This window comes from Affinundibacterium danionis (assembly GCF_042432465.1).
Classification (GTDB): domain Bacteria; phylum Pseudomonadota; class Gammaproteobacteria; order Burkholderiales; family Burkholderiaceae_D; genus Undibacterium; species Undibacterium danionis.
In genome coordinates this window covers 226,460-252,361 of record NZ_JBHLXJ010000004.1, presented here as the reverse complement: position 1 = coordinate 252,361, position 25,902 = coordinate 226,460, and the positions used below count along the sequence as shown (strand labels likewise).

Annotated in this window: 20 protein-coding genes; 11 read left to right on the top strand and 9 right to left on the bottom strand. The window is 45.3% G+C overall.

Annotated elements, in window-relative coordinates:
- Positions 1-218: 218 nt before the first annotated feature.
- Positions 219-1,493: a phosphoribosylamine--glycine ligase gene (gene purD, locus ACFFJH_RS05205; RefSeq protein WP_390210590.1), complete on the bottom strand. Its 1,275-nt coding sequence runs from the start codon at positions 1,491-1,493 to the stop codon at positions 219-221.
- 194 nt (positions 1,494-1,687) lie between these two features.
- Positions 1,688-2,413 (bottom strand): YebC/PmpR family DNA-binding transcriptional regulator, encoded by a 726-nt coding sequence (locus ACFFJH_RS05200; RefSeq protein ID WP_390210589.1) that lies wholly within the window; start codon positions 2,411-2,413, stop codon positions 1,688-1,690.
- A 248-nt stretch (positions 2,414-2,661) separates the two neighbouring features.
- Between ACFFJH_RS05200 and ACFFJH_RS05195 the strand changes: the two genes are divergently transcribed.
- Both ACFFJH_RS05195 and ACFFJH_RS05190 read left to right on the top strand, forming a co-directional pair.
- Positions 2,662-4,287, top strand: coding sequence for a helicase HerA-like C-terminal domain-containing protein (locus tag ACFFJH_RS05195; protein ID WP_390210588.1), 1,626 nt, complete (start codon positions 2,662-2,664; stop codon positions 4,285-4,287).
- A gap of 221 nt (positions 4,288-4,508) precedes the next feature.
- Entirely contained in the window at positions 4,509-5,348 is an 840-nt protein-coding gene (locus ACFFJH_RS05190; protein ID WP_390210587.1) for an alpha/beta hydrolase, read from the top strand.
- A 27-nt stretch (positions 5,349-5,375) separates the two neighbouring features.
- Here ACFFJH_RS05190 and waaF read toward each other — a convergent pair whose 3' ends face one another.
- The gene (gene waaF / locus ACFFJH_RS05185) at positions 5,376-6,389 is read right to left on the bottom strand and encodes a lipopolysaccharide heptosyltransferase II (RefSeq protein WP_390210605.1); all 1,014 of its coding nucleotides are present in this window, start codon (positions 6,387-6,389) and stop codon (positions 5,376-5,378) included.
- A gap of 244 nt (positions 6,390-6,633) precedes the next feature.
- Between waaF and ACFFJH_RS05180 the strand changes: the two genes are divergently transcribed.
- Complete coding sequence (locus ACFFJH_RS05180; RefSeq protein WP_390210586.1) at positions 6,634-7,527, top strand: DUF535 family protein; 894 nt, start codon at positions 6,634-6,636, stop codon at positions 7,525-7,527.
- Positions 7,528-7,551: 24 nt separating this feature from the next.
- On the opposite strand, the gene ACFFJH_RS05175 is transcribed toward ACFFJH_RS05180, so the two are convergent.
- Positions 7,552-8,103, bottom strand: a complete 552-nt coding sequence (locus ACFFJH_RS05175; RefSeq protein WP_390210584.1) for a GNAT family N-acetyltransferase — start codon at positions 8,101-8,103, stop codon at positions 7,552-7,554.
- Positions 8,104-8,275: 172 nt separating this feature from the next.
- Between ACFFJH_RS05175 and ACFFJH_RS05170 the strand changes: the two genes are divergently transcribed.
- The 3 genes from ACFFJH_RS05170 (at position 8,276) to ACFFJH_RS05160 (ending at position 11,991) form a co-directional block, all read left to right on the top strand.
- Positions 8,276-9,172, top strand: coding sequence for a DMT family transporter (locus ACFFJH_RS05170; protein ID WP_390210583.1), 897 nt, complete (start codon positions 8,276-8,278; stop codon positions 9,170-9,172).
- A 354-nt stretch (positions 9,173-9,526) separates the two neighbouring features.
- Positions 9,527-9,676 carry a hypothetical protein gene (locus ACFFJH_RS05165; protein WP_390210581.1) on the top strand — a complete coding sequence of 50 codons (150 nt, stop codon included), beginning with the start codon at positions 9,527-9,529 and terminating at the stop codon, positions 9,674-9,676.
- A gap of 110 nt (positions 9,677-9,786) precedes the next feature.
- Complete coding sequence (locus ACFFJH_RS05160) at positions 9,787-11,991, top strand: DUF1631 family protein (RefSeq protein WP_390210580.1); 2,205 nt, start codon at positions 9,787-9,789, stop codon at positions 11,989-11,991.
- 203 nt (positions 11,992-12,194) lie between these two features.
- On the opposite strand, the gene ACFFJH_RS05155 is transcribed toward ACFFJH_RS05160, so the two are convergent.
- Positions 12,195-12,914, bottom strand: a complete 720-nt coding sequence (locus tag ACFFJH_RS05155) for a DUF4136 domain-containing protein (protein ID WP_390210579.1) — start codon at positions 12,912-12,914, stop codon at positions 12,195-12,197.
- 320 nt (positions 12,915-13,234) lie between these two features.
- Here ACFFJH_RS05155 and pepN point away from each other — a divergent pair, with 320 nt between their 5' ends.
- Genes pepN through ACFFJH_RS05140 form a run of 3 tightly spaced genes read left to right on the top strand, consistent with a single transcriptional unit; the run spans position 13,235 to position 17,337 of the window.
- Positions 13,235-15,925: an aminopeptidase N gene (gene pepN / locus ACFFJH_RS05150; RefSeq protein WP_390210578.1), complete on the top strand. Its 2,691-nt coding sequence runs from the start codon at positions 13,235-13,237 to the stop codon at positions 15,923-15,925.
- Between the two features lie 48 nt (positions 15,926-15,973).
- Positions 15,974-16,978 carry a class 1 fructose-bisphosphatase gene (locus ACFFJH_RS05145; protein ID WP_390210577.1) on the top strand — a complete coding sequence of 335 codons (1,005 nt, stop codon included), beginning with the start codon at positions 15,974-15,976 and terminating at the stop codon, positions 16,976-16,978.
- 59 nt (positions 16,979-17,037) lie between these two features.
- A complete protein-coding gene (locus ACFFJH_RS05140) occupies positions 17,038-17,337 on the top strand; it encodes a rhodanese-like domain-containing protein (protein ID WP_390210576.1) in 300 nt (99 codons plus the stop codon).
- Positions 17,338-17,364: 27 nt separating this feature from the next.
- Here ACFFJH_RS05140 and ACFFJH_RS05135 read toward each other — a convergent pair whose 3' ends face one another.
- From ACFFJH_RS05135 to ACFFJH_RS05125, 3 genes are all read right to left on the bottom strand, one after another.
- On the bottom strand, positions 17,365-17,688 hold the full coding sequence (locus tag ACFFJH_RS05135; protein WP_390210574.1) for a hypothetical protein: 324 nt from the start codon (positions 17,686-17,688) through the stop codon (positions 17,365-17,367).
- 39 nt (positions 17,689-17,727) lie between these two features.
- Positions 17,728-18,807, bottom strand: a complete 1,080-nt coding sequence (locus ACFFJH_RS05130; RefSeq protein WP_390210572.1) for a M20/M25/M40 family metallo-hydrolase — start codon at positions 18,805-18,807, stop codon at positions 17,728-17,730.
- A 130-nt stretch (positions 18,808-18,937) separates the two neighbouring features.
- Positions 18,938-19,912 (bottom strand): hypothetical protein, encoded by a 975-nt coding sequence (locus ACFFJH_RS05125; protein WP_390210571.1) that lies wholly within the window; start codon positions 19,910-19,912, stop codon positions 18,938-18,940.
- Positions 19,913-20,310: 398 nt separating this feature from the next.
- On the opposite strand from ACFFJH_RS05125, the gene ACFFJH_RS05120 reads away from it, so the two are divergent.
- Positions 20,311-22,038, top strand: coding sequence for an alpha-keto acid decarboxylase family protein (locus tag ACFFJH_RS05120; RefSeq protein ID WP_390210569.1), 1,728 nt, complete (start codon positions 20,311-20,313; stop codon positions 22,036-22,038).
- A 243-nt stretch (positions 22,039-22,281) separates the two neighbouring features.
- Positions 22,282-24,303, top strand: coding sequence for a flavin monoamine oxidase family protein (locus ACFFJH_RS05115; RefSeq protein ID WP_390210568.1), 2,022 nt, complete (start codon positions 22,282-22,284; stop codon positions 24,301-24,303).
- Between the two features lie 1,146 nt (positions 24,304-25,449).
- Here the strand turns inward: ACFFJH_RS05115 and ACFFJH_RS05110 are convergent.
- On the bottom strand, positions 25,450-25,824 hold the full coding sequence (locus ACFFJH_RS05110) for a hypothetical protein (RefSeq protein ID WP_390210565.1): 375 nt from the start codon (positions 25,822-25,824) through the stop codon (positions 25,450-25,452).
- Positions 25,825-25,902 lie beyond the last annotated feature (78 nt).

The following is a 25,902-nucleotide window of genomic DNA, read 5'->3' as shown; positions in this document are numbered from 1 at the left end:
TGAAAATTGGTTATTCTTAACATGTTGCAGGTTTGTTTTTTTAGTCGGCAAACCGAGGTTAACACTCGTAAACCAATGCCTGCAACATCCCACAGCTTAGTCAAGCAAATTATTCCGGACACCAGTGTGCGAAGGCAGGGATCCAGTGTCTTTAAGTATTTACGTCACTAGATTCCCGCCTACGCGGGAATGACGATACTAATGGTTCCGTGAGTATCTTAATGCTTCCTGTTCAACGCGCGCCAGCCAATATCTTTACGGTATTGCGCGCCTTTGAATTGAATCTTTTCAACTACGTCGTAAGCGTGTTTTTGGGCAGTTTTAACTGTGTCGCCAAGTCCAACTACGCATAAAACGCGACCACCGGTAACGCTTAGTTTGCCGCCGTTGAGCGCCGTACCCGCGTGGAAAGTAACGCAGTCGGTGGTTTCTGCTGGGATGCCTGTGATGTCAGCGCCTTTTTCCGGCGCATCAGGATAGCCAGCCGCGGCCATTACGACGCCCATCGCGGTGCGTCTGTCCCACTCTAGTTCTATGCTATCAAGCGTGCCGTTGACTGCGTGCTCCATGACGCTGACTAAATCTGTTTTCAGGCGAGACATGATAGGCTGTGTTTCTGGATCGCCCATGCGGCAGTTAAACTCCAAAGTTTTAGGATTGCCTTGATCATCAATCATTAAGCCCGCATACAAAAATCCAGTGAACACGATGCCATCTTTGGCCATGCCTTGCACGGTAGGTTGTATGATTTCGCGCATCACGCGTGCGTGTAATTGTGGCGTGACAATAGGTGCTGGGGAGTAGGCGCCCATACCTCCGGTATTCGGACCTTGGTCATCATCGAGCAAGCGTTTGTGATCTTGGCTAGTCGCTAAAGGTAAAATATTTTTGCCATCAACCATCACGATGAAACTCGCTTCTTCACCTGCTAAGAATTCTTCGATTACGACGCGAGCACCCGCATCACCGAGCTTATTATCAGACAACATCATGTCGACCGCGGCATGCGCTTCGTCCGACGTCATCGCAACGACGACACCTTTACCTGCAGCCAAGCCATCGGCTTTGATAACAATAGGCGCGCCTTTTTGATTTAGGTAGTCGTGAGCTGCTTGTAAGTCGGAGAAAGTTTGGTATTCTGCGGTGGGAATGTGATGACGATGCATGAAGGCTTTGGCGAAGTCTTTTGAACTTTCTAATTGCGCGGCTTCTTTAGTCGGGCCAAAAATCTTCAAGCCTTTGTCGCGGAAGATATTTACGATGCCTGCGGCCAGCGGTACTTCTGGGCCGACTACGGTGATACCGATGTGCTCTTGAATGGCAAAATCGGCTAATGCATGTGGATCACTAATATTAATATTCTTGAGATTCTTATCTAATTCTGTGCCGCCATTGCCAGGTGCAACAAACACCGTTTGTACACGTTCTGATTGTGCTAATTTCCATGCCAATGCATGTTCACGACCACCTGAGCCGACTACGAGAATTTTCATGTTTTACTCTGAATAGTTGAGTTGAATTGATGTTTGCTACGAATTGCGATAAAGCTCGTAGAAAACGATGCTCATAAGATGAGATAGAAATTCAATTGTAGGGATGCGGCGCAAGGCACCAAGCACAGCAATACATCGGTATTGCGAGCATTGGTAACGCAGTGCAGCGCCCTAGAATTGGATTTATACTCATCTTATTCTTCGATGATGGCATTTGTGAAGACTTCTTGCACGTCATCGAGATTTTCTAATGCATCGATAATTTTCTGCATTTTGATCGCATCGTCACCCGTGAACACGGTTTCAGTTTGCGGCTTCATCACGACTTCCGCTACTTCAGGTTTAAAGCCTGCTTTTTCTAACGCGTCTTTAATTGCAGACAAATCATGCGGTGGGCAGATGACCTCAATACCGCCTTCATCATCAGTCACCACGTCGTCAGCTCCCGCTTCTAAAGCAGCTTCCATCAAGGCATCTTCATTCGTGCCTGGGGCAAAAAACATTTGACCGCAGTGTGTAAACAAGAAAGCTACCGAGCCTTCAGTGCCCATATTGCCGCCATATTTATTGAAAGCATGGCGTACTTCAGCGACCGTGCGTACCTTATTGTCGGTCATGCAGTCGACAATAATTGCCGCGCCACCGATGCCATAGCCTTCATAGCGTATCTCTTCATAGTTGGCGCCTTCCAAGGTACCGGCACCGCGTTGAATCGCGCGCGTAACGTTTTCTTTCGGCATATTGGCATCTGCTGCTTTATCGACCGCCAAACGTAAACGCGGGTTGGAATTAACGTCTTCACCCCCCATGCGTGCTGCTACCGTGATTTCTTTAATCAAGCGTGTCCAGATTTTGCCGCGTTTAGCGTCAGTGGCTGCTTTTTTATGCTTGATATTGGCCCATTTACTATGTCCTGCCATGATTGCTCTTTCTAAAATTGACAATGCTTTGCAATTATTGACGGTCGTTTTTATCGTTCGCTGACAATTTGGACATGTCGCGATGGAAACTTTGCAAAGGATTGGTTTTATAATGAAGACCGCTATTCTAACATAGAGCACATAGGCAAAACCGCTAGCTTCAAGTCGAACTGCTGCGGTTTGCATAAGTTTTCAAATGTAGATCCGTATTATTATCGCTTTCTTCTCCCACTTACTCTGAGTAAACCATGTCAAAACCTCTGCTCGTCGCCAAATCTCTTGCGAAAAATCAAACTTTTGATCTCCATTTACTTTCTGATTGGGCCAATCGCCATGGATGCATTACCGGAGCGACAGGTACGGGTAAATCTGTGACCTTGCAAGTCTTGGCTCAGTCCTTTTCTGATATCGGCGTACCTGTATTCATGGCCGACGTGAAGGGTGACTTGTCGGGAATGGCGCAAGCGGGTCAGTTAACCACCAAAATGCAGCAACGATTGGACATGCTCGGAATGGAAGTGCCTATTTGGAAGGCTTGCCCAGTGACGTTTTGGGATGTCTTTGGCAAGCAAGGTCATCCAGTGCGCGCCACGATTTCCGACCTCGGTCCTTTATTATTAGGTCGAATGTTGAATCTGAATGAAACTCAGGAAGGCGTATTGCAACTGGCATTTAAGATAGCTGATGACAACGGCTTACTTTTATTGGATGTCAAAGATCTACGTGCCATGTTGCAATACCTCGGCGATAACGCCTCGGAATTTCAGACTGAATACGGCAATATTTCGGCGGCGAGTATAGGCGCTATTCAACGTGCTTTGCTGGCGATCGCTGAACAAGGTGGAGAAGCATTTTTCGGCGAACCCATGCTGAATTTGGACGATATGATGCAAACCGATGCTGCGGGTAAAGGATTTGTGAATATTTTGGCCGCAGATCAGCTGTTGCAATCACCACGTTTGTATTCCACGTTCTTGTTGTGGATGCTGTCGGAGTTGTATGAGAATTTGCCGGAAGTCGGTGATGTAGAACAACCCAAGATGGTGTTCTTCTTCGATGAGGCACATCTTTTATTTGATGAAGCACCTAAAGTTTTATTGCAAAAGATAGAGCAGGTAGTACGGTTGATTCGATCCAAGGGCGTTGGGGTGTACTTTGTCACACAAAATCCTTTGGATATTCCGGATACGGTATTAGGGCAGTTAGGAAATCGCGTACAACATGCTTTGCGTGCTTACACGCCACGTGACCAAAAAGCTGTGCAAGCCGCCGCAGAAACTTTCCGGCCTAATCCTGAACTCGATACGCCAACTGTCATTGGTGAATTAGCTGTTGGTGAAGCTTTGATTTCCTTCCTTGACGAGAAAGGCCGACCTAACATTGTGCAACGTGGATTTATTATTCCTCCTGCATCACAGATAGGCGCGATTACCGTCGAACAAAGAAAAATCGTCATGGAGAATTCTATCGTCGCAGGTGTGTATGAAAAAGCGATAGATCGTGAATCCGCTTACGAAAAAATCAAAGGGCGTGTGCCGCAAAATTCTGCATCAGCAAATTCATCTAGACCAGCAGACACAAATGATAATCAAGCATGGGGGCGTGGTTCTCAATCTAACCTGCCTAACCAGGCTAAGAAGACCAGTTCGCAACCGCATTCTCAACAATCTTCGCCAGCACCACAAGAATCAGAGAGCGGTGGCATTGCAGGTGCTTTAGGAAGTATGTTTGGTAATCTATTTGGCGGCTCTGGAATAAGACGTAAAGACAATGTCGCCGAAACCATGGTGAAATCCGCTGTGCGTACCATTGGTTCGCAAGTTGGACGGGAGATTATTCGAGGCGTGTTGGGATCGATTATGAAGAAGCGGTAATTTGTTTTGGTAGTGTAGGGAGGCGCTGAATTAAGTGATGCCTAACTTCGTTTGTATCGGTTTTCGTTAGTATGTTGAATTGCTCGACGTTCCTAGGTCGGGCCACCTCCGACCTACAGACCATAAATCAACAGCGAACTAAAAATCAAACAAAAAATAAAACAGCAAGCAAAAGAAACCAACAAATATAATCAACGAAACACATCAATTCAGAGAAAACAATGCAAATCAAGCACCTAATCGCCACCATCCTATTAGCCACCACACTAACAGTCACATCCACAGGCAAAGCTCAAGTCACAGTCAAACCCCTAGTCATAGGCGAGTCCCTAGAACTGGTCTCCAAAACTATGCAAGAAACCAGACGCATCAACGTGTATTTGCCGGATGGATATCAGCAAGATCAAGCAAAATCGTATCCTGTCATTTACATGCTAGATGGCGGTATCGCTGAAGATTTTTTACATATAGCAGGCTTGATGCAAGTATCGATAGCCAATGGCACTATGCGACCATTTATTCTAGTAGGAATCGAAAACACTGTGCGGCGTCGTGACTTAACGGGGCCTAGTGACAGCGAATTAGATAAAAAAGCGATTCCAAATCTGGGTGGTGCAGAGTCTTATCGACGCTTCTTAACTACCGAATTAATTCCCGAAATCGAACAGCGTTATCGCACGACCCAAGAGCGTGCCTTGATCGGAGAATCCTTGGCGGGACTTTTTACCATAGCGACCTTGTTGCACGCGCCTGATATGTTCCAGACTTATATTGCGATCGATCCCAGCTTGTGGTGGAACGATGAGCGTTTGACAGCACAATTTGCCGAGAAATTGCAGGCTCAGCCTAAGCTTGCAAAGAACTTGTATTTTGTCAGTAGTGGACAGCGGGGGATGGAGCAGGTGATTAAGAATTTTGCTGAGATGTTGAAAGCGAAAAAGCCAGAAGCTTTAAATTGGACTTACGAACATTTTGCTAATGAAACGCACGCAACGATTTATCACCCAGCTGCGCTGATCGCGTTTCGCACATTATTTGCACCTGCAGCATTGAAAAAATAATGTCGATATCGATTAAGAAATTTTGTATCAGAGCATGACAAGTAGTATTTGAATCAATGATTGCCAGACCATATCGGGAGAAATTTTTGTCATGCACTCCTTGTGTACTAGAGGGCATTCTTTTTGTTTGCATGGCGCGCATGATAAGTTTAAAGAGATCGATATTTTTTTGTCCGAATGTGATGGTGCATGGTTTGGATCTGTTGGACCATAAATAGCTAGTGTAGGCCGATTTAATGCTGATGCAATATGTAACAGCCCGGAGTCATTGCTGATAATTGCGTTAGCGCCGGAGAGTAGGCCTATAGCTTGATCGAGGCTAGTACTACCCGCCAAATTGAGAGTATTCGGTACTTGCTCGTGTATTTGCTGACAAATCGCTCTGTCATTTACGCCTCCTAATATCACGACTTGTGCCTTCTCGTTAAAACGTAATATTTTATGGGCTAGTTCGGCAAAATATGTTTCTGGCCATCGTTTAGCAGAGCCAAATTCCGCTCCCGGGGCAAAGACGATGACGGGCAAATTCCTTGATAGACCAAATTTTTGAAATAATTGTTCGATTGATCTAGCTGCTACATTTAATCTGGGCTTTGGTAATGGCAGGGGAACTCTATCTTTTGGTGCTCTCGCAAGCGCAGCATAAAAATCAGTCATGGGTCTAGGATTGATTTTACAATCATGGTGCATGACGTTAATCAGGCCATAGCGTGTCTCACCAAGATAGCCAATTCTCTTTTTTATTCCAGCCAGCCAAGGTAATAGGGCGTATTTGATTGTATTCGGCAGCACATAAGCTGCTGAATATTTCCCTCTTCTTATTTTTTGTACGAAGTCCCAATAATCTCGAATTTTGAGCGAGCGGTGGCGTATCTTACTCTCGAGTACCGTGTCTACCTCTGACATTGCATATACGACTGGCGCTACCCACTTTGGTGCCATGACATCGATCTGTGCATTGGGGTATTGAGCTCGTAGGATTTGCAACAAGGGTTGAGCCATGATGGTATCCCCTATCCAATTCGGAGCAATTACCAGCAAACGCGTATTTGCGTCGGATTGCTTATTTTTCGAATTCAATTTCAATTTCAACGTCTTTATGGTAGTTGCAATATTTGCACAAAATGATACATTGTGTAGCGAACTGAAACATTGCGTTACAATTCGTTGTGAGCCGAATGTTACAGGATGTTTTTGAAAACCTTTCAGTTTTTTTGCATTTGAGTGTCACTTAATTATGGTTTTCTTATTTAAATGTTGTTAAAAGTTACGTATGTCGTTGAATATGTTGAAAAAAATAAAATTGTCTGACGGTGTTGATCAAAGTCGCCGTGGGCTTTCTTACTTCCGCGAATATTTGAAATTGTTTGTCAGATCTCAGCTCAATCAAAAAGCAACTCAGGATTGGTTGGACTTTTGGAATTCAACTGATGCATTTGGCGCTATCGCAACGGCTAGTCCGCAATTAATAAAGAAAATTTATCGACCCTATTTGAGTCGGCGATTTAATTGTCTGCAGCGCTGTGCAATGATTCAATCGCATTATCAATTGGTTCAACAATTCGGTTTGCTAGGAATGGTCACAGATGCTTTGCTTGAGCCGCTTATGCTTTTCACCATTACTGGAAAAAGTGGGGCTTCATACCAGCTTCAATTGGTATCTACGACGGTAATGGAGCGAGAGGGCGAGCTGGTGATACAGCTTGTCTCTAATCAGCAGGTGATCTATTCGATTGCGTTCAGTTTTATCCAAGAGAATCAAAGAAGGGAAATTGGTGTTGGATGCTTGCAGGGGGGGCGAGCTGAAGACGCTTTAGAAATAATTCGGAGAACGACACGTGATATGTATGGATTACGACCGAAAACATTACTGATTAATCTAGTGCAGCAGATTGGATTGCAATTTCAATGTCAGCAATTGCTTTTGGTTGCTAATCATAACCGTGTTGTCACACAACCTTTGAAGAAGGGTAAGGTGCTTGCGAATTATGATGAAACTTGGCTAGAGCATAAAGCGAGTCGTATGGATAGTGGTGATTTTTGTTTGCCATGTCGGGAATTAACCGAACCAGATTACGCCGACATTTCTTCACATAAAAGATCTGAGGCGCGCAAACGGTACAGCTTACTCTCTACGGCTAGCTTAGCTGTTCGTGACTGCTTTCATTTGAAATCTTGATGCGTTATTCATTTCTAGCAAAATTCAGAAAATTTTTCCTTTAACTGAGTCGCTTGCAACTGAACGTAGCCACGCCATAGGAATGTCGGCTTCCAAATCGCCATCGGGACGACGCACGCGTTGTTGGAAACGACCTTCAATTTCAAATCCTAAACTTTGATAAAAAGTGATCGCTTTGAGATTGGATTGGCGTACTAATAATTCGACGCGCTGAATAGGATGGCGATGTAGTTTAACTTCATCAAGTAACGCATTAAATAGTGCTCGTCCGACTCCCACTCCCTGATAATCAGAGTGCACGGCTATGGTTAGATCCGACAGTATATGTGCGAACAATTTGGGGATAGGCGGATAGGCATGAATTTCTCCTATGATTCGCTCATCGGCTTTCGCCACAAAGCCTATCCCGCGTGCGATGGCGGCGTCTAGATTGTGACGAATGTACTCTTCAGTAATTTCTTCTTCAGTACGGGCAATGTCACCACTTTGTCTAGCGACGTTTTGATAAAGCGCTTTGATGCCTGCGAAGTCCGTCGTTGCGACGAAATGTAGCGTGTAAGCTGTGTTGTTATCCATGTTAGCCCTGTTTTGAAAAATGATGATGAGCGCAAAAATTACGCTTAAAGCAGCGATTAGCGTTTTTCCTAGCTCGGTGGCGGGTCGGCTGGGCAGCCAATTCATCGTATCTGAAAAAATGGTATAAGGCAGAATGAGCTTGTAATTTTTCACTTCTTTTTCTGGAGCTGTTTTGGATCAAACTGCCGCGCAACGCCGCAATCATATAACGGGTGTTAGTTTAGCGATTGTAGGTGCCATTTTATTTTCTGCCAAAGCCATTGTTGCAAAATTACTGTATCGATATCAGCTAGATGCGGTGACTTTGATTGCGTTTCGTATGCTTTTTTCCTTTCCGGTGTTCGCCGCCATCGCCATCTGGCAGGCATGGCGTCATCCGCCTTTGAGTGTCGCTGATCGTTGGCGTTTGCTGGCACTGGGCTTGGTTGGGTACTATTTGTCTAGCTTCTTAGACTTCTTGGGCTTGCAATATATTTCTGCTGGTTTAGAGCGTTTAATTTTATTTTTAACACCGTCGTTTGTATTGATTATCCACGTGCTATGGTTCAAGCGCCAAATTCGCCCGATTGAATATCTTTCATTGCTGATCGCGTATCTTGGTATCGTTTTGGTTTTCTTGCATGACTTATCTTTTAATGGACAGCAAGTTATCTTGGGCGCAGGATTAGTGTTGGGCTCGGCGATTGCATACGCGACTTATCTAATACAGTCGGGTGAAATGGTGGCGCGTATCGGCCCTTTGCGCTTGGTCTCGTATGCCATGTGCGTGTCTAGTGTGGCTTGTATTGCTCAGTTCTTTCTCTTGCGGCCAGTTAGCTTGCTGATTCAACCCTTAGAGGTTTTATCCTTGTCGCTGGTTAATGCCATTGTGTGTACCGTGTTTCCGGTGTTTTTAACGATGTTTGCGGTGAAGCGCATCGGTGCACCTACTGCTTCGCAAGCCGGCATGATAGGTCCTGTATCGACTTTGATTTTGGGAACGATATTTTTGAATGAAGCGATTACGAGCTGGCAAATTGCTGGCGCGAGTTTGGTGATTTTGGGAATGTATTTACTGAGTAAAAAATGAGTTGTTTTTGGATTAATGCTATATTTTTCTTGAGTCGCTCTTGGTACGTGATGGGATGTTAAATAAGTGCGGGAGAACTATATTATTCGGTGGTTTTGTTTGCGATCTTGTGCGTAGTATTGTTGATAATATAGCTTGTGAAATAGTTTGTAATCCAGCTTGCAATACGGCTAGCAATACAGCAACTCTATAACTTCGCTCACTATCTTTTTTACTGTTTTTCGCACCAGATTGGGGTGCTGGGCTAGTCGAACAGACGTAAAACAACATATACTGAATCTTTATGAGTTCGGCGTGAAACGCAGAACCGCTGGCTCAAATTAAATCATAGCTTACAGATAATTTAAAGATAATATGATCGAACAAAAGCAAGATAACCTTGACACGGAAAAAAATATAGACGACGGTAGCCCCAAATTTGGTCGCTTATTAATTGTGCTCCTGTTTGCTGTTGCTGTGATCGTGGCGATTACCTTTGCGACCGAAGCATATTATGGCGTGTAATGTGGTTTGATTAGCGCTGAATCCGTTGAATAGTAAGCGTTAAATTGTTGTCTACCGCCTTAGCTACTTACATGTGTATTACTTAAACGTGCTACTAGTTGAATAGAATAATGGATACTATCCCACTCATGCCAGTTGCGGCAGACAACTACAAGAAATCGATTACCGACTCCGCAGGTAAAAAAGCAGAATCCTCCAACGCTTCTAGACTATTAATTTTGCAGAGCATGGTGCCGTTGGCGACCAACTTGCTGGCATCACAGTTAGAGGCATTTTCAACTCGTCTAGCTGACGCTTTGTTTAAATTGTCGGATCAGGCAGTGCGTCCTGAAGAGGCTAAAATTAGCTTCGAAGCGCATCAATTGGTGAAGCGTAATAGCACGGCGTTTTATCGACTGGTAGCAAGTCAAATCAACGCCGCGCTGAGCAAAGAAGTGAGCGTATTTAATACCAGAAAACGTGTGACTAGAGACAATCCGTTTTTAGATACGACTGCGCAGACCTACGAAGAAATGGAAGGCAAGATTCTTTTGCGTAACGCTAGTCAGTCTTTGGAAGTGTTGAACGCCGAATCGCTGGTCATGTTAAATAGTCTGATCGGGCGTATTTTAAATCGCATGCCGATAGATATATCGCAAAATCCATTTCGTCCTGAAATATTGATTAAAGCGGTACATCAGGCGTGGATGGAATTAGATCCTAATCCCGCCTCGCATTTGATCGTGTTACGCCTGTTGCAACCCGATGTTTTTCTTCAACTCACACCGGTCTTAGACGAGATCAATCAAGAGCTGATGGCGCGTGGAATACGACCAGGAGCTGATGATAATTTTGATAGCGCTGGCGGTGCGCTGGCGTATTTACCCGCGCAAAGCTTGTTTAGTTTAGACCCGTATTTGCAAGACAAATTGAAGCGTGTATTTTCTGGTCAGATCGAGTTGCCATCCGCTGATGGGCTGGACGGTTTGGCCTCGGGTAGTGACACTCTGCTCAATCAATTAGATTTAGACCATGACGATTCACCTTTAGACAAGGCGACGGTAGATCACCAATTTTTTGCGAATTTGCTTGAGATGCAAAAAGATTTTGCGCAGAACGATGCAGCCGCACCTCAATTTGAATCTCGTTTGCGCAAAGTATTACGCGCACCATCGGCTGATTGTTTGAGCTTGATACAACGCAACACGGTAGAACTGTTAGCGCGGGTTTTTGATTTTATTTTTGCTGATCCTGGGCTGCGTGATGACGTGAAAACCATGATTTCACAACTGCAGATTCCGATTTTACGTGTTGCTTTACAAGACTCTGATTTCTTTTTCAGGGAGTCCCATCCGGCTCGTACTTTAATGGATATTTTGGGTAGCTCTGGCATTATTTTGGATAATGAGGCAGCCCAACTAGACCCTTTGTTGGGTGTGATCGGTGATGTAATAGAACGAGTTCAGTTCGAGTTTGATGAACGTATTGATTTGTTTTCTGATGTGGTGTCCGATCTCGAAAATTATTTGAAAGACGAAGAGATCAAGGCACAAGAAGCGATTAGTCAGCCTGTGCAAACAGCGCTCAGTGAAGAGAAAATGCGGGTAGCACGTGAATTTGCTGAGCATGATGTGGCGATTCGAGTCGAGACAGGTGAAGTCGCGGGCTTTTTGGAAGTCTTTTTGCAAGAACAGTGGATACGGATTTTAACCATTGCACACAGTGTCAAAGATGAAAAGCCGCATGCTTTAGAAAATGCTCTGAAGACTATGGATGATTTGATTTGGAGTCTTAAACCCAAAAATAGTGCCGACGAGCGTAAGGAGTTGATTGCGAAATTACCAGCGATGTTGACGCTGCTTAATGCTTGGTTGAATGCGATACGTTGGGATGAACCGGATCGGGTTTTATTCTTTTCAAAATTAGCCGAACGGCATGCCGCGATGGCACGCGCACCTTTGGAGTTGTCGCCACGTCGTCAGTTAGAAATTGCGGTCAATATCGCGCAACGCGCAAGTAATCGCCGCTTGGATCGCTTTGTGCAAGAAAAGGTCGCGCATACTGATGATGAAGCGACCAAGCAGGTTGCAAGCTTGGAGCGAGGCACATGGTTAGATTTTAGTGATGAAAATGAGCAAGTGAATCGCTACAAATTAGCTTGGATTAGCCCGAAACGAACCAGTTTTATTTTTGCGAATCGCCAAGGCTATCAAGCCTTTTCTATCTCCGCTGCCGAGTTGGAGGAAAAATATCGTACAGGATCTGTCAGCACGATCTTGGCAAATTCCTTGGTTGATCGTGCTTTAATTCATGCCTTGCGTGAGATGGCGGTGTAATAGGTCTTTTTTAGCTTGAAATGAGCTTGTAGTTAGGCTGGTAGTTGGGGCGTGTTGACAGGCGATTTATATCGACCGGGCATGCAAAAAATCCCAGTTTTGATCTGAGATCGAAGCTGGGATTTTTTATTGGGATGATTTGAGATGCAAGATAGATTGCTTGTTGCCGCTTTCTTTCTCTCTATTTATCAGTCTTTATCCGTCTATTTTTCTAATTGAATTTCTACTCTGTTATCGCCAGTTTTGTTGGGGAAATCACGTAAAGCAGTTTCGATCAAGAGTGCAATATAGGCGTCGATCTCTGCATCGCTTTTGGTCGTTTTAGCATTGACTGAGTATAGTAATTTACCTGACATGGCTTCTGAGATGGTGATTTCTACAGCGTGGTGAAAGTATTGGCGAACATCAAGTTGCGAAGTATAAATTGGATCGAAACGCCGACTAAATGGCGAGAAAGGGTAGAACGATCCAAAGTAACGTGGATAAAATGCACCACGTGGATAAAAACGATAAGGTGAGCGTATCGACCCTGGATAGAAATAATAAGGGCTCAATCCTCCTAGGGGGATCACCATGCCTGAGGGTGTGATGATATAACTGACAGAACCGAATGGTGAGGACACATGAGCATCGCCAGGAAGTGTGGCTAATTGCAGTGTGACCTTAAGCGCGGCTTTGCTCGGGTCAGCCTCGGTAAAGCCTAATTCTTGCAAGCGGACTTTCAGATCATCACTCGCGTGTTGATATTCGGGCTCTTTGCTCTGGTCAGGATGTGCTGTAAAGGTATAGCTTTTATCCGAAAGACTGGCAGGTAATTGATTGACAGTACGAATGTCGCTCGAGAAGGTCGTGGCGCAACCTGTAAGTGCCGTTGCGCATACGATTAGGCAGGCTAAAAACAGACGATTGCTAAGGGTTTTCATGGTAATAGGCTCCGGTATTACTTGAGGATACTCGATCTCACCAAATAGGGTGAGACATTGTGACTCTATCATGATACTAGAGTGTATAAAAGTCTGTGATATTTTGTAACCTTGGTGGAGAATCCCCGTACAGATTGCATACCACTTGTGTTGCGATTGTCTTACTCGCCATTTATAGTACCGCCGTTTTTCGACTTTAGTTTTACCTTTACAATCCCAGTGACCTCTGTGCTTGGTAAAATACTGAATTATTCTTATCCCTTTTTATTCAGTTGGTCACACCAGTTGCCGTGGTGCCACTTTTGATTTGAGTTCAATTTATGCGAAAACCCGCACAAGACACGCCCGTAGAGGCACCCGTCACGATTTATCGTAAAGACTACATCGCTCCCGGTTATTGGGTTGATACCGTAGAAATGGGCTTTGATTTACATCCACAACGTACCCATGTTGCCACCCGTATCAAAATGCGGCGCAATCATGACAGCGCGGAAAAAGATTTGGTCTTGTTCGGTGAAGATATCAAACTGCTGCAATTGCGCATGAATGGTGTGAACTTGAAAAAGTCGGCGTATAGCTTGAACAAAGAACGCCTAGTGATCAGCAATGCGCCTGATGAAGTAACGCTGGAAATCGAAACGACGATTGCCGCCGACAAAAATACCACGATGTCGGGTTTGTATGTCTCGAATGGTAATTTCTTCACTCAATGCGAAGCCGAAGGTTTCCGCAAGATCACGTATTTCCCTGATCGTCCGGACGTGATGGCGAGTTACACCGTCATGTTACGCGGTGATAAGAAGTTATACCCAGTGCTGCTGTCTAACGGGAATTTGATAGAGCAAGGTGATCTTGGCGATGGTCGACATTATGCGAAGTGGGAAGACCCATTCAAAAAGCCATCTTATTTATTTGCCTTAGTGGCTGGTAAGTTGGTGTGCCAAGAAGAAAAATACAAGCTCAAATCCGGCCGTAAAGTTTTACTGCAAGTGTGGGTAGAACAGGGCAATCTCGATAAAACCCAACACGCGATGGATTCACTGAAAAACAGCATACGCTGGGATGAAGAGCGTTTTGGTTTAGAACTTGATTTAGATCGCTTCATGATCGTTGCTACCAGCGATTTCAACATGGGCGCGATGGAAAACAAGGGTTTGAATATTTTCAACACCAAGTACGTGCTAGCGAATTCTCGTGTGGCGACCGACACGGATTATGCCGGTATTGAATCGGTGGTTGGTCACGAATATTTTCACAATTGGACGGGCAATCGCGTCACCTGTCGCGACTGGTTTCAATTGTCTTTGAAAGAAGGATTGACCGTTTTCCGTGATCAAGAATTTTCTGGTGATCTGGTTGGCAACGAGACCGGGCGTGCGGTCAAACGCATCGAAGACGTACGCGTGCTACGTCAATTGCAATTCCCTGAAGATGCAGGTCCGATGGCACATCCTGTGCGTCCTGACTCGTTCGTAGAGATCAATAATTTCTACACCGTGACTGTGTACGAAAAAGGTTCAGAAGTCGTGCGCATGTATTACACCTTGCTGGGTCACGAAGGCTTCCGCAAAGGAATGGATTTGTATTTCCAGCGTCATGATGGACAAGCGGTGACTTGCGATGATTTTCGTGCGGCGATGGCGGATGCGAATGGCCGTGATCTGACACAATTTGAACGTTGGTATAGCCAAGCTGGCACACCACGTGTGAAAGCGCAAGCTAGTTACGATGCCAATGCAAAAACGTATACCTTGAACTTGAGTCAATCTTGTCCCAAGACTGCTGGGCAAGCAAAGAAATTGCCTTTCCATATTCCTGTCGCGGTCGGTTTGATTGATGCAGGAGGAAACGATATTCTTCTGCAATTGCAAGGTGAATCTGCGAGTGCTACGACCAAGATTTTGGAATTAAAAGAAGCGCAGCAAAGCTTTGTGTTCACCAATATTGATCGTGAGGTTACTCCAACCATACTGCGTAATTTTTCTGCGCCGGTGATTTTGGAATACGATTATACCGATGAGCAATTAGCGCATTTGTTAGCACACGATAGCGATCCATTCTGTCGTTGGGAAGCTGGACAACGATTGGCGATGCGCCGTTTGTTGGACTTAGTGAGTGCGGTACAAAAGGGTGAAGCCTTGAGCTTAGATGATTTGTTCGTACAAGCATTGCGTAAAACTTTAAACGATCAACATCTTGATCCTGCCTTCCGTGAATTGGTGTTGACCTTACCCTCTGAAGTCATGATTGCTGAAGAAATGACGACGGCTGATCCACATAGTATTCATACCGCACGTCAATTTGTGCGCGCGACTCTGGCGCAGCATTTGAAGGCAGATTTTCTGCAAGCCTATCAAGATAATTTGACGCCAGGCAAATACAGCCCTGACGCGCAATCTGCGGGCAAGCGTGCACTGAAAAATTGTGCTTTAGCGTATTTAGTCGAGTGGCCAGACGCTGCCACCTATGCTTTAGCGCATACCCAGTATCAAGAAGCAGAAAACATGACTGACCGTATCGCGGCATTGAGCGCGATGCTGCATTGTTCTTCCGCTTTGGATAAAGCATATAGCAAGACACGCAAACAAGTGTTAGCCCACTTCTACAAAGAGTTTGAAAGCGAAGCCTTGGTGATCGACAAATGGTTCACTTTGCAAGCGACGGCACCGACAACGGGTGTGGAGCAAGTGCGCGCCTTGATTCAACACAAGGCGTTTAGCATGAGTAATCCGAATCGTGCACGGAGTTTGATTTTCGCTTTCTGCAACGCCAACCCCGCACGCTTCCATGCGGCTGACGGTAGTGGTTATGCCTTATGGGCTGAGTGCGTCATTGCCTTGAATAAACTCAATCCGCAAGTCGCAGCGCGCTTGTCTCGTAGCATGGATAGATGGACGAAGTATCCCAAAGCCAATCAAGCATTAATGAAAGCGGCTTTGCAAAAAGTAGCAGCGACGAAGAATTTATCGAAGGATGTATTGGAAGTGGTAACGAAGGCTTTGGCGGCGTAAGGATGGCCAACAAAAAGATCATCAGATTTATTTTAAAGAAGGAACAATATGAAACGCATTAGTCTGACCCGTTTTCTGGTCGAAGAGCAAAGGCTCAATAATAGCATTCCTGCGGAATTACGCCTGTTAATCGAGGTTGTCGCACGAGCTTGCAAAACCATTAGTCATGCGGTTGGTAAAGGTGCATTGGGCGAGGTGTTAGGAACTGCGCATTCAGAAAATGTACAAGGTGAAGTGCAAAAGAAACTCGATATTTTATCCAATGAAATTTTGTTAGAAGCGAACGAGTGGGGCGGTCATTTGGCGGCGATGGCGTCGGAAGAAATGGAAACTATCCATCCAATTCCTAATCGTTACCCACAAGGCGAATATATGCTCTTGTTTGATCCACTCGATGGTTCCAGTAATATCGACGTGAATGTCTCGATCGGCACTATCTTCTCCGTGTTGAAAGCGCCAGAAGGCATGGGCGCGCCAACAGAACAAGATTTCTTGCAAAAAGGGTCTCAACAAGTGGCGGCGGGTTACGCCATTTACGGACCGCAAACAATGTTGATTTTCACGACTGGGAATGGCGTCAATTGCTTTACGCTGGATCGCGAAATGGGTTCATGGGTACTGACTGAACGCAATATTCAAATTCCGGTGGATACGCAAGAATTTGCGATCAATATGTCGAATGTGCGTCATTGGTATCCACCAGTCACACGTTATGTGGACGAAATGCTGGCAGGTAAAACTGGCCCGCTCAACAAAAATTACAATATGCGCTGGATCGCTTCGATGGTGGCAGACGTACATCGCATCTTACATCGCGGCGGTATCTTCATGTATCCCGCTGATAAGCGTGAACCGGACAAGGCTGGTAAATTACGTTTAATGTATGAAGCCAATCCTATGTCGATGATTGTGGAGCAAGCGGGGGGGGCATCAACCGATGGCAAGCAACGTATGCTCGATATTCAACCGACCGCATTGCATCAGCGTGTGCCGGTGTTCTTGGGTTCTAAGAACGAAGTGGAATTGATCACTCGTTATCATTCAGAAGTGTAAGCTTGAATTGAAAATCACAGGGAGGGTGTATGAGAGCGATATGTTTATTTTTGATATGCATGTTTTATTCTACGCAAAGTTTCGCGCAGGCCGTCGTTATTGATGTACGTACACCCTCCGAATATGCAGAAAAACATATACCCGGTGCGATCAATATTGATCATTCGGTTATCGCAACGGAGATTCAGAAATTGAAAATAGCGAAAGAGGATAAGATTATTTTGTATTGCCGCTCTGGACGCCGTTCAGGTATCGCTTTGGAAGCGCTTAAAAAATTAGGTTTTCAAAATTTGGAAAATTACGGCGGACTAGAAGAGGCGCAGAATCGCCTCTCAACTCAGGATGCAAATAAGAAATAAAGCTTTTATAGAGCATCTTAGCCGCGCTCAGGGATGTTTTGTTGCCTCCGGTAAGTAGTATCCCTGTGTACTTAAAGGCTCTGGTGCGTTGGCTATTTCATAGGCGATCAAGGCCATGACGATGGCTGAATATTGCTGAGCAGTGCGAAATGGCAGCACTTTTTCATAGGTATCGAGTACGGTGTGATGCACTTGAGCATAATCAAAATCCGTACTGGTGATTAAGCGCGGGGTTGGTACCCGTTTTTGCGTAAAGGTAGCATCGTCACTGCCGCTATTGCCACGGAAGCCCACACTGCTATCGCGGGCTTTATCGTTGATCACCGCTTCGAATTCAAAGATAGGATGCACGCCTTGTAGATCCGCGCTTACCCGCTCAAAACTTTTTTTCTACATATTAGGAATCGTGATGCCCGTGATCGCACCTGGTGCGCTATCGCGATTAAGCATCATCAAAATTTTGGGTAGGTCTTTGCTATGCGATGCTGTGTAGGCTTCGGCACCTTTCAAACCTAGTTCTTCGCCAGCGAAACCTAGCATGACAATGCTGCGACGAGGCTTGACCCCAGCTTGTGCCAACAAACGCATCGCTTCCATGACGGTGGCAAAACCGGCACCATTATCTGCCGCACCTGTACCGCCGTCAAAACTATTTAGATGGGCACCGAGCACGATGATTTGATCTGCTAGATCAGCACCAGGAAGTGTCGCGACCACATTGTGGTAGTTGACCGGGCCGGGGTAGAACCAGTTGCGTATATCAAATTCTAAGACGACTTTTTCGCCTTGTTGTAGGCGTTTTTGAATTGCTTGATATTGGGTCGCGGCCAATTTGATATCGGGTAGCGTGGGTAGGTTTTCCCAGTGAGTCGGAGCACTTGTTGAAATATGTAGTGGCTCTTCAGCGGATTGTATGGTACCGAGCGCGCCAGCTTCGATTAATTTTTGCGTCATGGTTTTTGTTTTGTAAATCAACTCACCATCGCGCCCACCAGCGCTTTCACCTGGTATTAGTACCCATGCGCCTTTGAATTCTTTTATGCGAAGTTCTAATTCAGTTTGGGTCACCGGTACCATCATCTCAGTTCCAGCTTGTACGCCTTTGGTTCCAGAGGAATACGACGGCGTTGCAAAATTTAATGTGACTGGTGACGCGTCCAGTATGCGACCAAACCAAGGGCCGCGATTAAAACCCAGTGACATTTGCCCAGCTATTTCTAATTCTGCTGTCATGCCAACGGGTTTACCCCAATGATTCAACTGATTTGTCACCCAGGCTGCTGCGTGGGTATACGCATCGCTGCCTGTGGTACGTCCACCGAAGCGATTCGATAAAACGTCTAAATGCTGCATGACTTGTGGATCACTTTTGCCGATAGCGATAATGCGTAGCGCAGTGGCATCTTGTGCGATGCTAGCTGAGTTGTAAATGCTGATGCCGAAGACGATGGCGACGAGGAATTTTTTCATGGTTCTATTTAAGGTATGTTCGCGGTATTGGTAATCTTGTTGGGAGGGTGTAGCCCGAGCGGTCAAGCCATCAAGCACCTGAGCAACGCGGGTTTCATCCGCCCTACAATTTGTATTCCTCGCTTAAATATTATTGATCCCGACCAGACAAGGATAGAGCGAAAGCCGCCAGCTCACCTTTATCTCGGGCAGCAATTGCCTGCGTTAATTTACCCGAACGTAGATTGGAATTCGTACTCACCAATTTTTCATAAGCCCTTAATGCGCCTTCTAAACCTGCGAGATCATAGGCGGCTTGTTTTTCTGCTAGCGCGGGATTCTTGATTTGAAAAGCAATTGCGCTGGCGCAAAATTGGAAAAACAGTTGCGCACGAAATTCGGGCGGCGATGCGGTTTTTAACCAATTCGCGACCGCCCCTGTGTTGAAGGTGAGGTCGGGAATGTCCTTAATCCATTGATCTAGCCAGACATTGTTTTGCTCAAATACCTGTTGCAAATTGCTCTCGGCGTCCTGTGCAATTTTGACGGCACGCGCACGCTCGTCGGCGGTGGATGGACCACGTTCTTGTGGTGCGACCACCGGGACGACTGCAGGTAGACTGCTAGCAGTGGAACGAGTGCCACTCACAGACTTGGTCGTATCGTCGTGATCTATTCCGCCATCGGCTCGACGCACCTGTCGTGTACCAATCAACGTATTAGTCTCAGCATTGAGTGTCCAAATAACTTTAACTTCAGTATCGACCGCTTTGCCTTTGCCACTGGTGTGTGTGCGTATGGTGTTATGGGTGAATACGGCTTGCGCATTGTTTACTTCTCCTTGCATTTCTCGTGTGTTACGACCTATACCCTTGTCATCTAGCCAGACAATATTAGCGACTAACTGCTGCGGTGCCGCTTTGCTCTTGGGTGCGATTTTCATGACGCCATAACCCATGACGTCTTTTTCGTTTTCTGTTCCGATGACAGTTTGAAAATTCCATAATCCGACAAGTGGGGCGTTGGCATTAGGATTGGATTGCGCGGATGCGAGGCTGGTAAAAGCGATGACATGAAGAAATATGAGACCGGTGATGAGCTTGTATGGGATTTTAACAATAGGCATGAGAAATTCCTGAAATGGGAAGTAAGTAATTTTGCGCTAGGTAATTCATGGCTGATTCTAGTGATATCAAATGTGCCGATCTTTTACATTCCGACCAAACATTGAATTCGCAGACTAAAAAGGCATTAAGGCCGATGAGCACATGGCTCTTGAGTTTGCGATTGAGTTGGTGATTGAGTTAGTGAGCGATGCATCACTAGCGGTAGCTTAAGTCGCTTACACGTAATGAGCGACTTAACGCGTTAAATGTCGGTCTGGGAGGTATCACGCTAAAGCGTTTCCTATACTGTTTTCATTTTGACGGACGCTGGATTGCTTCGCTTGGTCTAATTGGCATACAAATTGCTGTAGTACTTTTATTCGCCACTAATTTTTCTAAGAGTACGAGGAAAAAACTCATGAGCCGCCAGACTTTTACCGTAGCCGATTATCTGTTAACCCGCTTATTGCAATTGCAGGTCACCGACGTTTTTCAAATTCCTGGTGATTACGTCAAACACTTTACGCAAGCGCTGGAAGATTTTGATGGCATCAAAACTATCGGTGCGGTCAATGAACTGGATGCGACTTATGCCGCCGATGCCTATGCGCGTACGCGCGGTTTGGCGGCGGTTTCGCTGCAATACGGCGTCAGTACCTTTAGTGCCTTAAATGCGGTCGCAGGTGCTTATGTCGAGCGCAGTCCTATCGTTGTGATCAGCGCTTGCCCTGGATCGGACATGCGTAATCAAACCAATATGTACGGTATGATTTTTCATCATTCTACGGGTAACCTCGATGCCGATCAGAATGTATTTAAGAATGTAACGGTGGCTTCAGAAACACTGAGTACCTCAGTCGGTGCAGCAGAAAAAATCGATGCTCTGTTGATTGCTGCGCTGACGCATCAACGTCCTGTTTATATCGCTTGTTATAAAGAAGTCTGGGGTGAAGCTTGCCCACGTCCGAGCGCCATGCCTTTAAAAGCACAGCGCGTGCAAAGTGAAGCATTAGCCTTAGAAAATGCAGTTGAGCTAGCTTGGTCGCAGATTACGGCGGCCAAGAAACCTTTGATTTTTGCTGGCGTTGAAATTTTACGTTTTGGCTTGAGTAAGACTCTGCAAAAAATTATTGATGCCAGTGGCATGCTATATACCACCACGACTTTGGGTAAGACTGTAGTTGACGAAGTTGGGGAACAATTTATTGGTACCTACGCCGATCAAGCCTCGATTGCTAGTGTAATCACTACGGTGGAAGATGCCGATTGCATCATTTCACTAGGTACCATACTTACTGATGATTATTTGTGGCTGATGGAAAACAAATATCCGCAAATGATACAAAGTTCATTAGGGCAGATGCGGGTCGGTTACTTCCAATATGAAGCCGTGATGATGCAAGATTTCATGGAAGCTTTATTGAAGCGTTTTCAAAAATCTAAAGCCTATCCGCTCAAAGTCAAAGCACCCGCCAAGCCCGTTTATCCTGAGCCATGGATCTCGAATTCCGATACACGTTGGAACGATAAACCAGAAGTCATTACCTACAATCGTTTCTTTCAGCACACCATGAAGTTTTTGCACGATCAAAAAATGATGGACGACATCGTCATGGTGTATGGCGTCAGTAGTGCTATGTATGTGGCGAGTAATGCGATAGGTATGAAGCAGGGCAGCTATATCAGTTCGGCAGCGTGGCAATGTATAGGCTTTGAAACCGGCGCAGCATCCGGTGCGCAATTGGGCAGTGGTAAAAGAGCCTTGACGATCGCGGGCGATGGCGGCTTTATGATGGTCTGTCAATCCTTATCCACTCTAGCACGCAATAAGTTAAATTCAGTCATCTTTGTGATGAGCAATGGCGTGTATGCGATTGAGCAAGTGTATGTCGATATGAGCGCGTTTGAAGCGGGGCCGCAGCATAAATTTGACAGCTTCGACATCTTACCAAAATGGGATTACATGGCGCTGGCGCAAGCCTTTGGTGCGAAAGGTTTTAAAGTCGAAACAGTAGAAGAATTAAAACGTGTTTTGCCTCTCATCAAAAAAATAAAATCACAACCCGTGCTGGTCGAAGTTTGTATCCCTGAAAAAGACCTGCCACAACAAATGGCGCGTTTGGGGAATGAGACGCTGCCGGTGTAATTTTGATCTATGGAAAAAACCTCATCGCCGTGACGCAGAGGAGCACAGAGAAAGCGCAGATTGTTTGGGCTTTCTCTCTTGTTCAGGAAATAAGCGATCTTGAGTAAATCTATAAATCGCTTTCTCTTCAGTTTCGCTTTTTCTCAGCGACTCTGCGACTCGGCGTCTTGGCGTTGAGGGGTTTGATTTTTTTAAGTATCCGAAGTAACCGCTACTACACAGTTAACTTATAAGGAGATTTTCATGGCAAAGCCAAATCAAACGACAAAGACTTATTCTATTTTCGGTGCTGGTGCTGCAGGGCTTTACACGGCTTGGCGTTTATTGAATGGGGAAGTCAAGAACAACAAGGATAAAAATAAAAAATTAGCTAAGGGTGATACGCTAGAGCTCTACGATTGGGGGCGCTATGATTTCTCCAAAGCCCATCACGGCACGCGTGCGGCTGGTGCTCGTATTTGTACTTGGCACTACAAAAACGATAAAACTCAAGCCTATTTAGAGCTAGGTGGCATGCGTTATTCTGATTGGGATATGAATGCAAAAGATGCCAACAATGGCACAGCGCCAGGGCATCGGGTAGTAACGACGGTTATCAAACAATTGGGATTGGATCAATATTCAGTTCCCTTCAATGAATCGACCAATCCGCTTTACTATTTACGCAGTAAAAATTTTTTCTTGAATCAAATTACCTCTCAAAATCCTGCACCTTATAACGTCGATCACTATGGTGCAGCTGGCGCGCCAGATAATGGTTTTTCTACGGTAGAGGGTTTGTCGGTGAATAAAAATATGACGCGTCGTCAATGGGATACGTTCTATCGCGATGGTGTGATCAAGGTCAATACCGGTGACGCTTCGGTCTATCAAAAAGGCGATAAGCTCAAGGACATCGGTTATTGGAATTTGATGTATGACCAATTAGGCAGCGAAGGTTTTAATTACGCTGCCGATGGTAATGGCTATAGCTCTAATGTGATTAATTGGAATTCGGCCTATGCCTTCCAAGCGAATAATGAATTTACACCAGGTAATCAATATAAGACCATCAATATCGGCTATTCGGGAATGTTCAATGCGCTATTTGATCAGATCGTTAAACTAGCAAAAGCGCAGGGAATTACATTTAATTATCAACCCAATATGCGCTTGCAAGCGATCGTTGCTAAAGATAATGTAATTCACTATAGCTATGCCACACGTGAAAATCCATGGAAAAAAGCCGGTAGTAAAACTACCGATGCGGCGTGGTTAGCGATGCCGCGCCATGCGATTGAACAGGTTGCGAGAGGATCACGCTTTGATCCCGATGTCGATGCCAAAGGCATTGTCGATGTACTCAATCATCGCAAGGTGCAATTGTATTTAGAGTCAACGATCATGCAGCCCTCATATAAAGTGGGAATGTTTTTTGCTACACCGTGGTGGACTGCCGATGCAGAAAATCCACCGACCTACATCCCGCAATTAACCGGTTATGAAGTTACACAACGTGCGGTCGTGCAGTTAAAAACACAGGGTTTGTCGAAAGCCACTTTGAAGGCTTTAAGCAGTCTAGTCGGAACGCCATATGCCAGTGCCAATGATTTGATCAATGCAGTACAAGCACTGACACAAGAACGCCTTAGTTTGGCACATGAGACGGCGTTGTTAGAGGTGACGTTGAATAATACTATTGGCCCTAGTGTGACCGACACGCCGATTCGACAAGTGGTTTATTTCGGCAATAACGCCAGCGATCAAAAAGCTAAACCTGTGTATGGTTTATTAGCCAGTTATGATGATGAGGTATATACCACCTTTTGGAAAGAGCTGGAATTAGAACCAGATCAAGAGCAACACATTCCCACCATCGTCAACGTTCAAACTTTGCAAGGCCCCAAAAAAGTGCCCGACCGTATGGTGAAGATGCTGCGTAAACAATTGGCCGAAATTCATTTCGGACCGAACTCAGATTACACCAAGGTGCCTGCTCCCTTAGAGGCCGCCTATATGGATTGGTCGCTGCCACCATTTAATGCTGGCTATCATGCGTGGGCTGCGCATTTTAATATCGGTGATGTGCAACAAAAAATCCGTAAGCCATCGCAATTGATGGAGAAAACGGATCTGAATATTTTCATCGTCGGCGAAGCATATTCGAACGACCAAGCGTGGGTGGAAGGTGCTTATTGCACAGCGGAGTCGGTGTTGAATGATTTCTTTGGTGTGACGCCGATTATTGATAATCGGGAGTATCCGTTTATTTGTTCGGCGAAGTAGGGGGGCAGTTTTTTTAAAAGCGCCCTTCTCCCGCAAGCGGGAGAAGGGCTGGGGATGAGGGGCGTTCAGATTCGGGTATAGTCATTATGCTCATATGCGGGCGTTCTGCGACGTTCCGTTGTTGGTGTTCTTTTAAATTGAGAGAGCTAGCATTTTCATAAGACGCATCTTGTAAGTAGTTTTTCAGCTAATCTTATTGTTCTCTGGTCGGTGGTAGACCGACAGCTACTCACTTTTCTTGCTTCGCCAAGAAAAGTAAGCAAAAGAAGGCGACCACGCTGCCACTGGCCTTCGGCTTCCCAATTGTGCAGGACAAAAAATGGGAAAGTGTCGAAACTCGCTACGCTCAAACAGCGACACTTTCTTAATCCATTTTCTGTCCCGCACAATTGGCAGTGTCAGAAGTGAATTGAAGGTCAAAAGCAAATTCAAAAGCAACGACCCATGACGGCTAGCCCGTAGGCTGGCGCTGCTAAGCCCAGCATTGTTCGATCGTCGTAACTGTTGTTGGGCTTCGCTTTGCTCAGCGCCAACCTACCGATAGTTTAGTTCACTACGCAAAAGAAAACTCAAACGCTACGACCTACAGCAGCTAGTAGAAAAATATGTATTCGACGAGACTGCTTGTTTTGGTGTTGTCGTTGCCTTTGACCTACCCCAGTTTGAGACAATGTAATTTGTGCCTCACAGAAAATGGATAAGAAAGTGTTGTGTTTGAGGTTAAGCAGGGGTTTCGATGTGCATGCACATCGCCTGCGTACGGTCTTCGCTTGCAAGCGAAGATGCGCCCAGCAAGGGGAGCGAGTTTCAACACTTTCCCATTTTTTGTGATGCATAAATTATGCTGAAGCGTAGCGTAAGCACCCGAGGGGAGATTGATGGAGTTTCGCAAAGCATGCTTTGCGCCATCGATCTCTAAGCTGCTTGCAAGCAGCGCAGTGGAGACTCTACGGTCGTCTTTTTTGGATCACCTTTTTTGACGAAGCAAAAAAGGTATTTGGCTGTCGGGCCACACCCGACCTGGGAACTCTTATTATCCGAAAAAGTAGATCAAAGTAAAAAAATAAAAAGGGCTGTTTTTTTTTAAATGTGAAACGCACGCTATACTTGAACTAATTGCTGAACAGTTGATCTAGGATAAACTTATTAAAAGTCAAGAATAGTATCTTCAGAAAATCTCCTGCGTTTCATCATTTCTTCATGCGTATGACGCGCTAGTACGATAACCGATTTCCATTCTGGCGAATGCAAGGCCTCATTCTCATTTTTTATCCCCGTTAGTGTAATTTGGCAAAATATATTGATAGCGTCGGTAAGCGCTGCTAACAGTTGACCTTCGCTTTCGGAAAAAAATGGTGCAGGAAAGTCGCTTGCTTGTTTTGAGTTGTATGTCCAATCATCCCAGTGATTGATGAGGTTATTAAATCCTAATTCTGGCGGTGTTTTCTCTGACTCTATTATCCACTCTATTATTTCTAAAATGCGGTTTCGGATTCGTTGATAGCTTAGTTTGTCGGTCATTTTGTTTTTGCTTCATTGAAGGTTTCTAATTGAGTCAAAAATAACAGATCACCGAACACTAAGCAATGCCGTATTGAT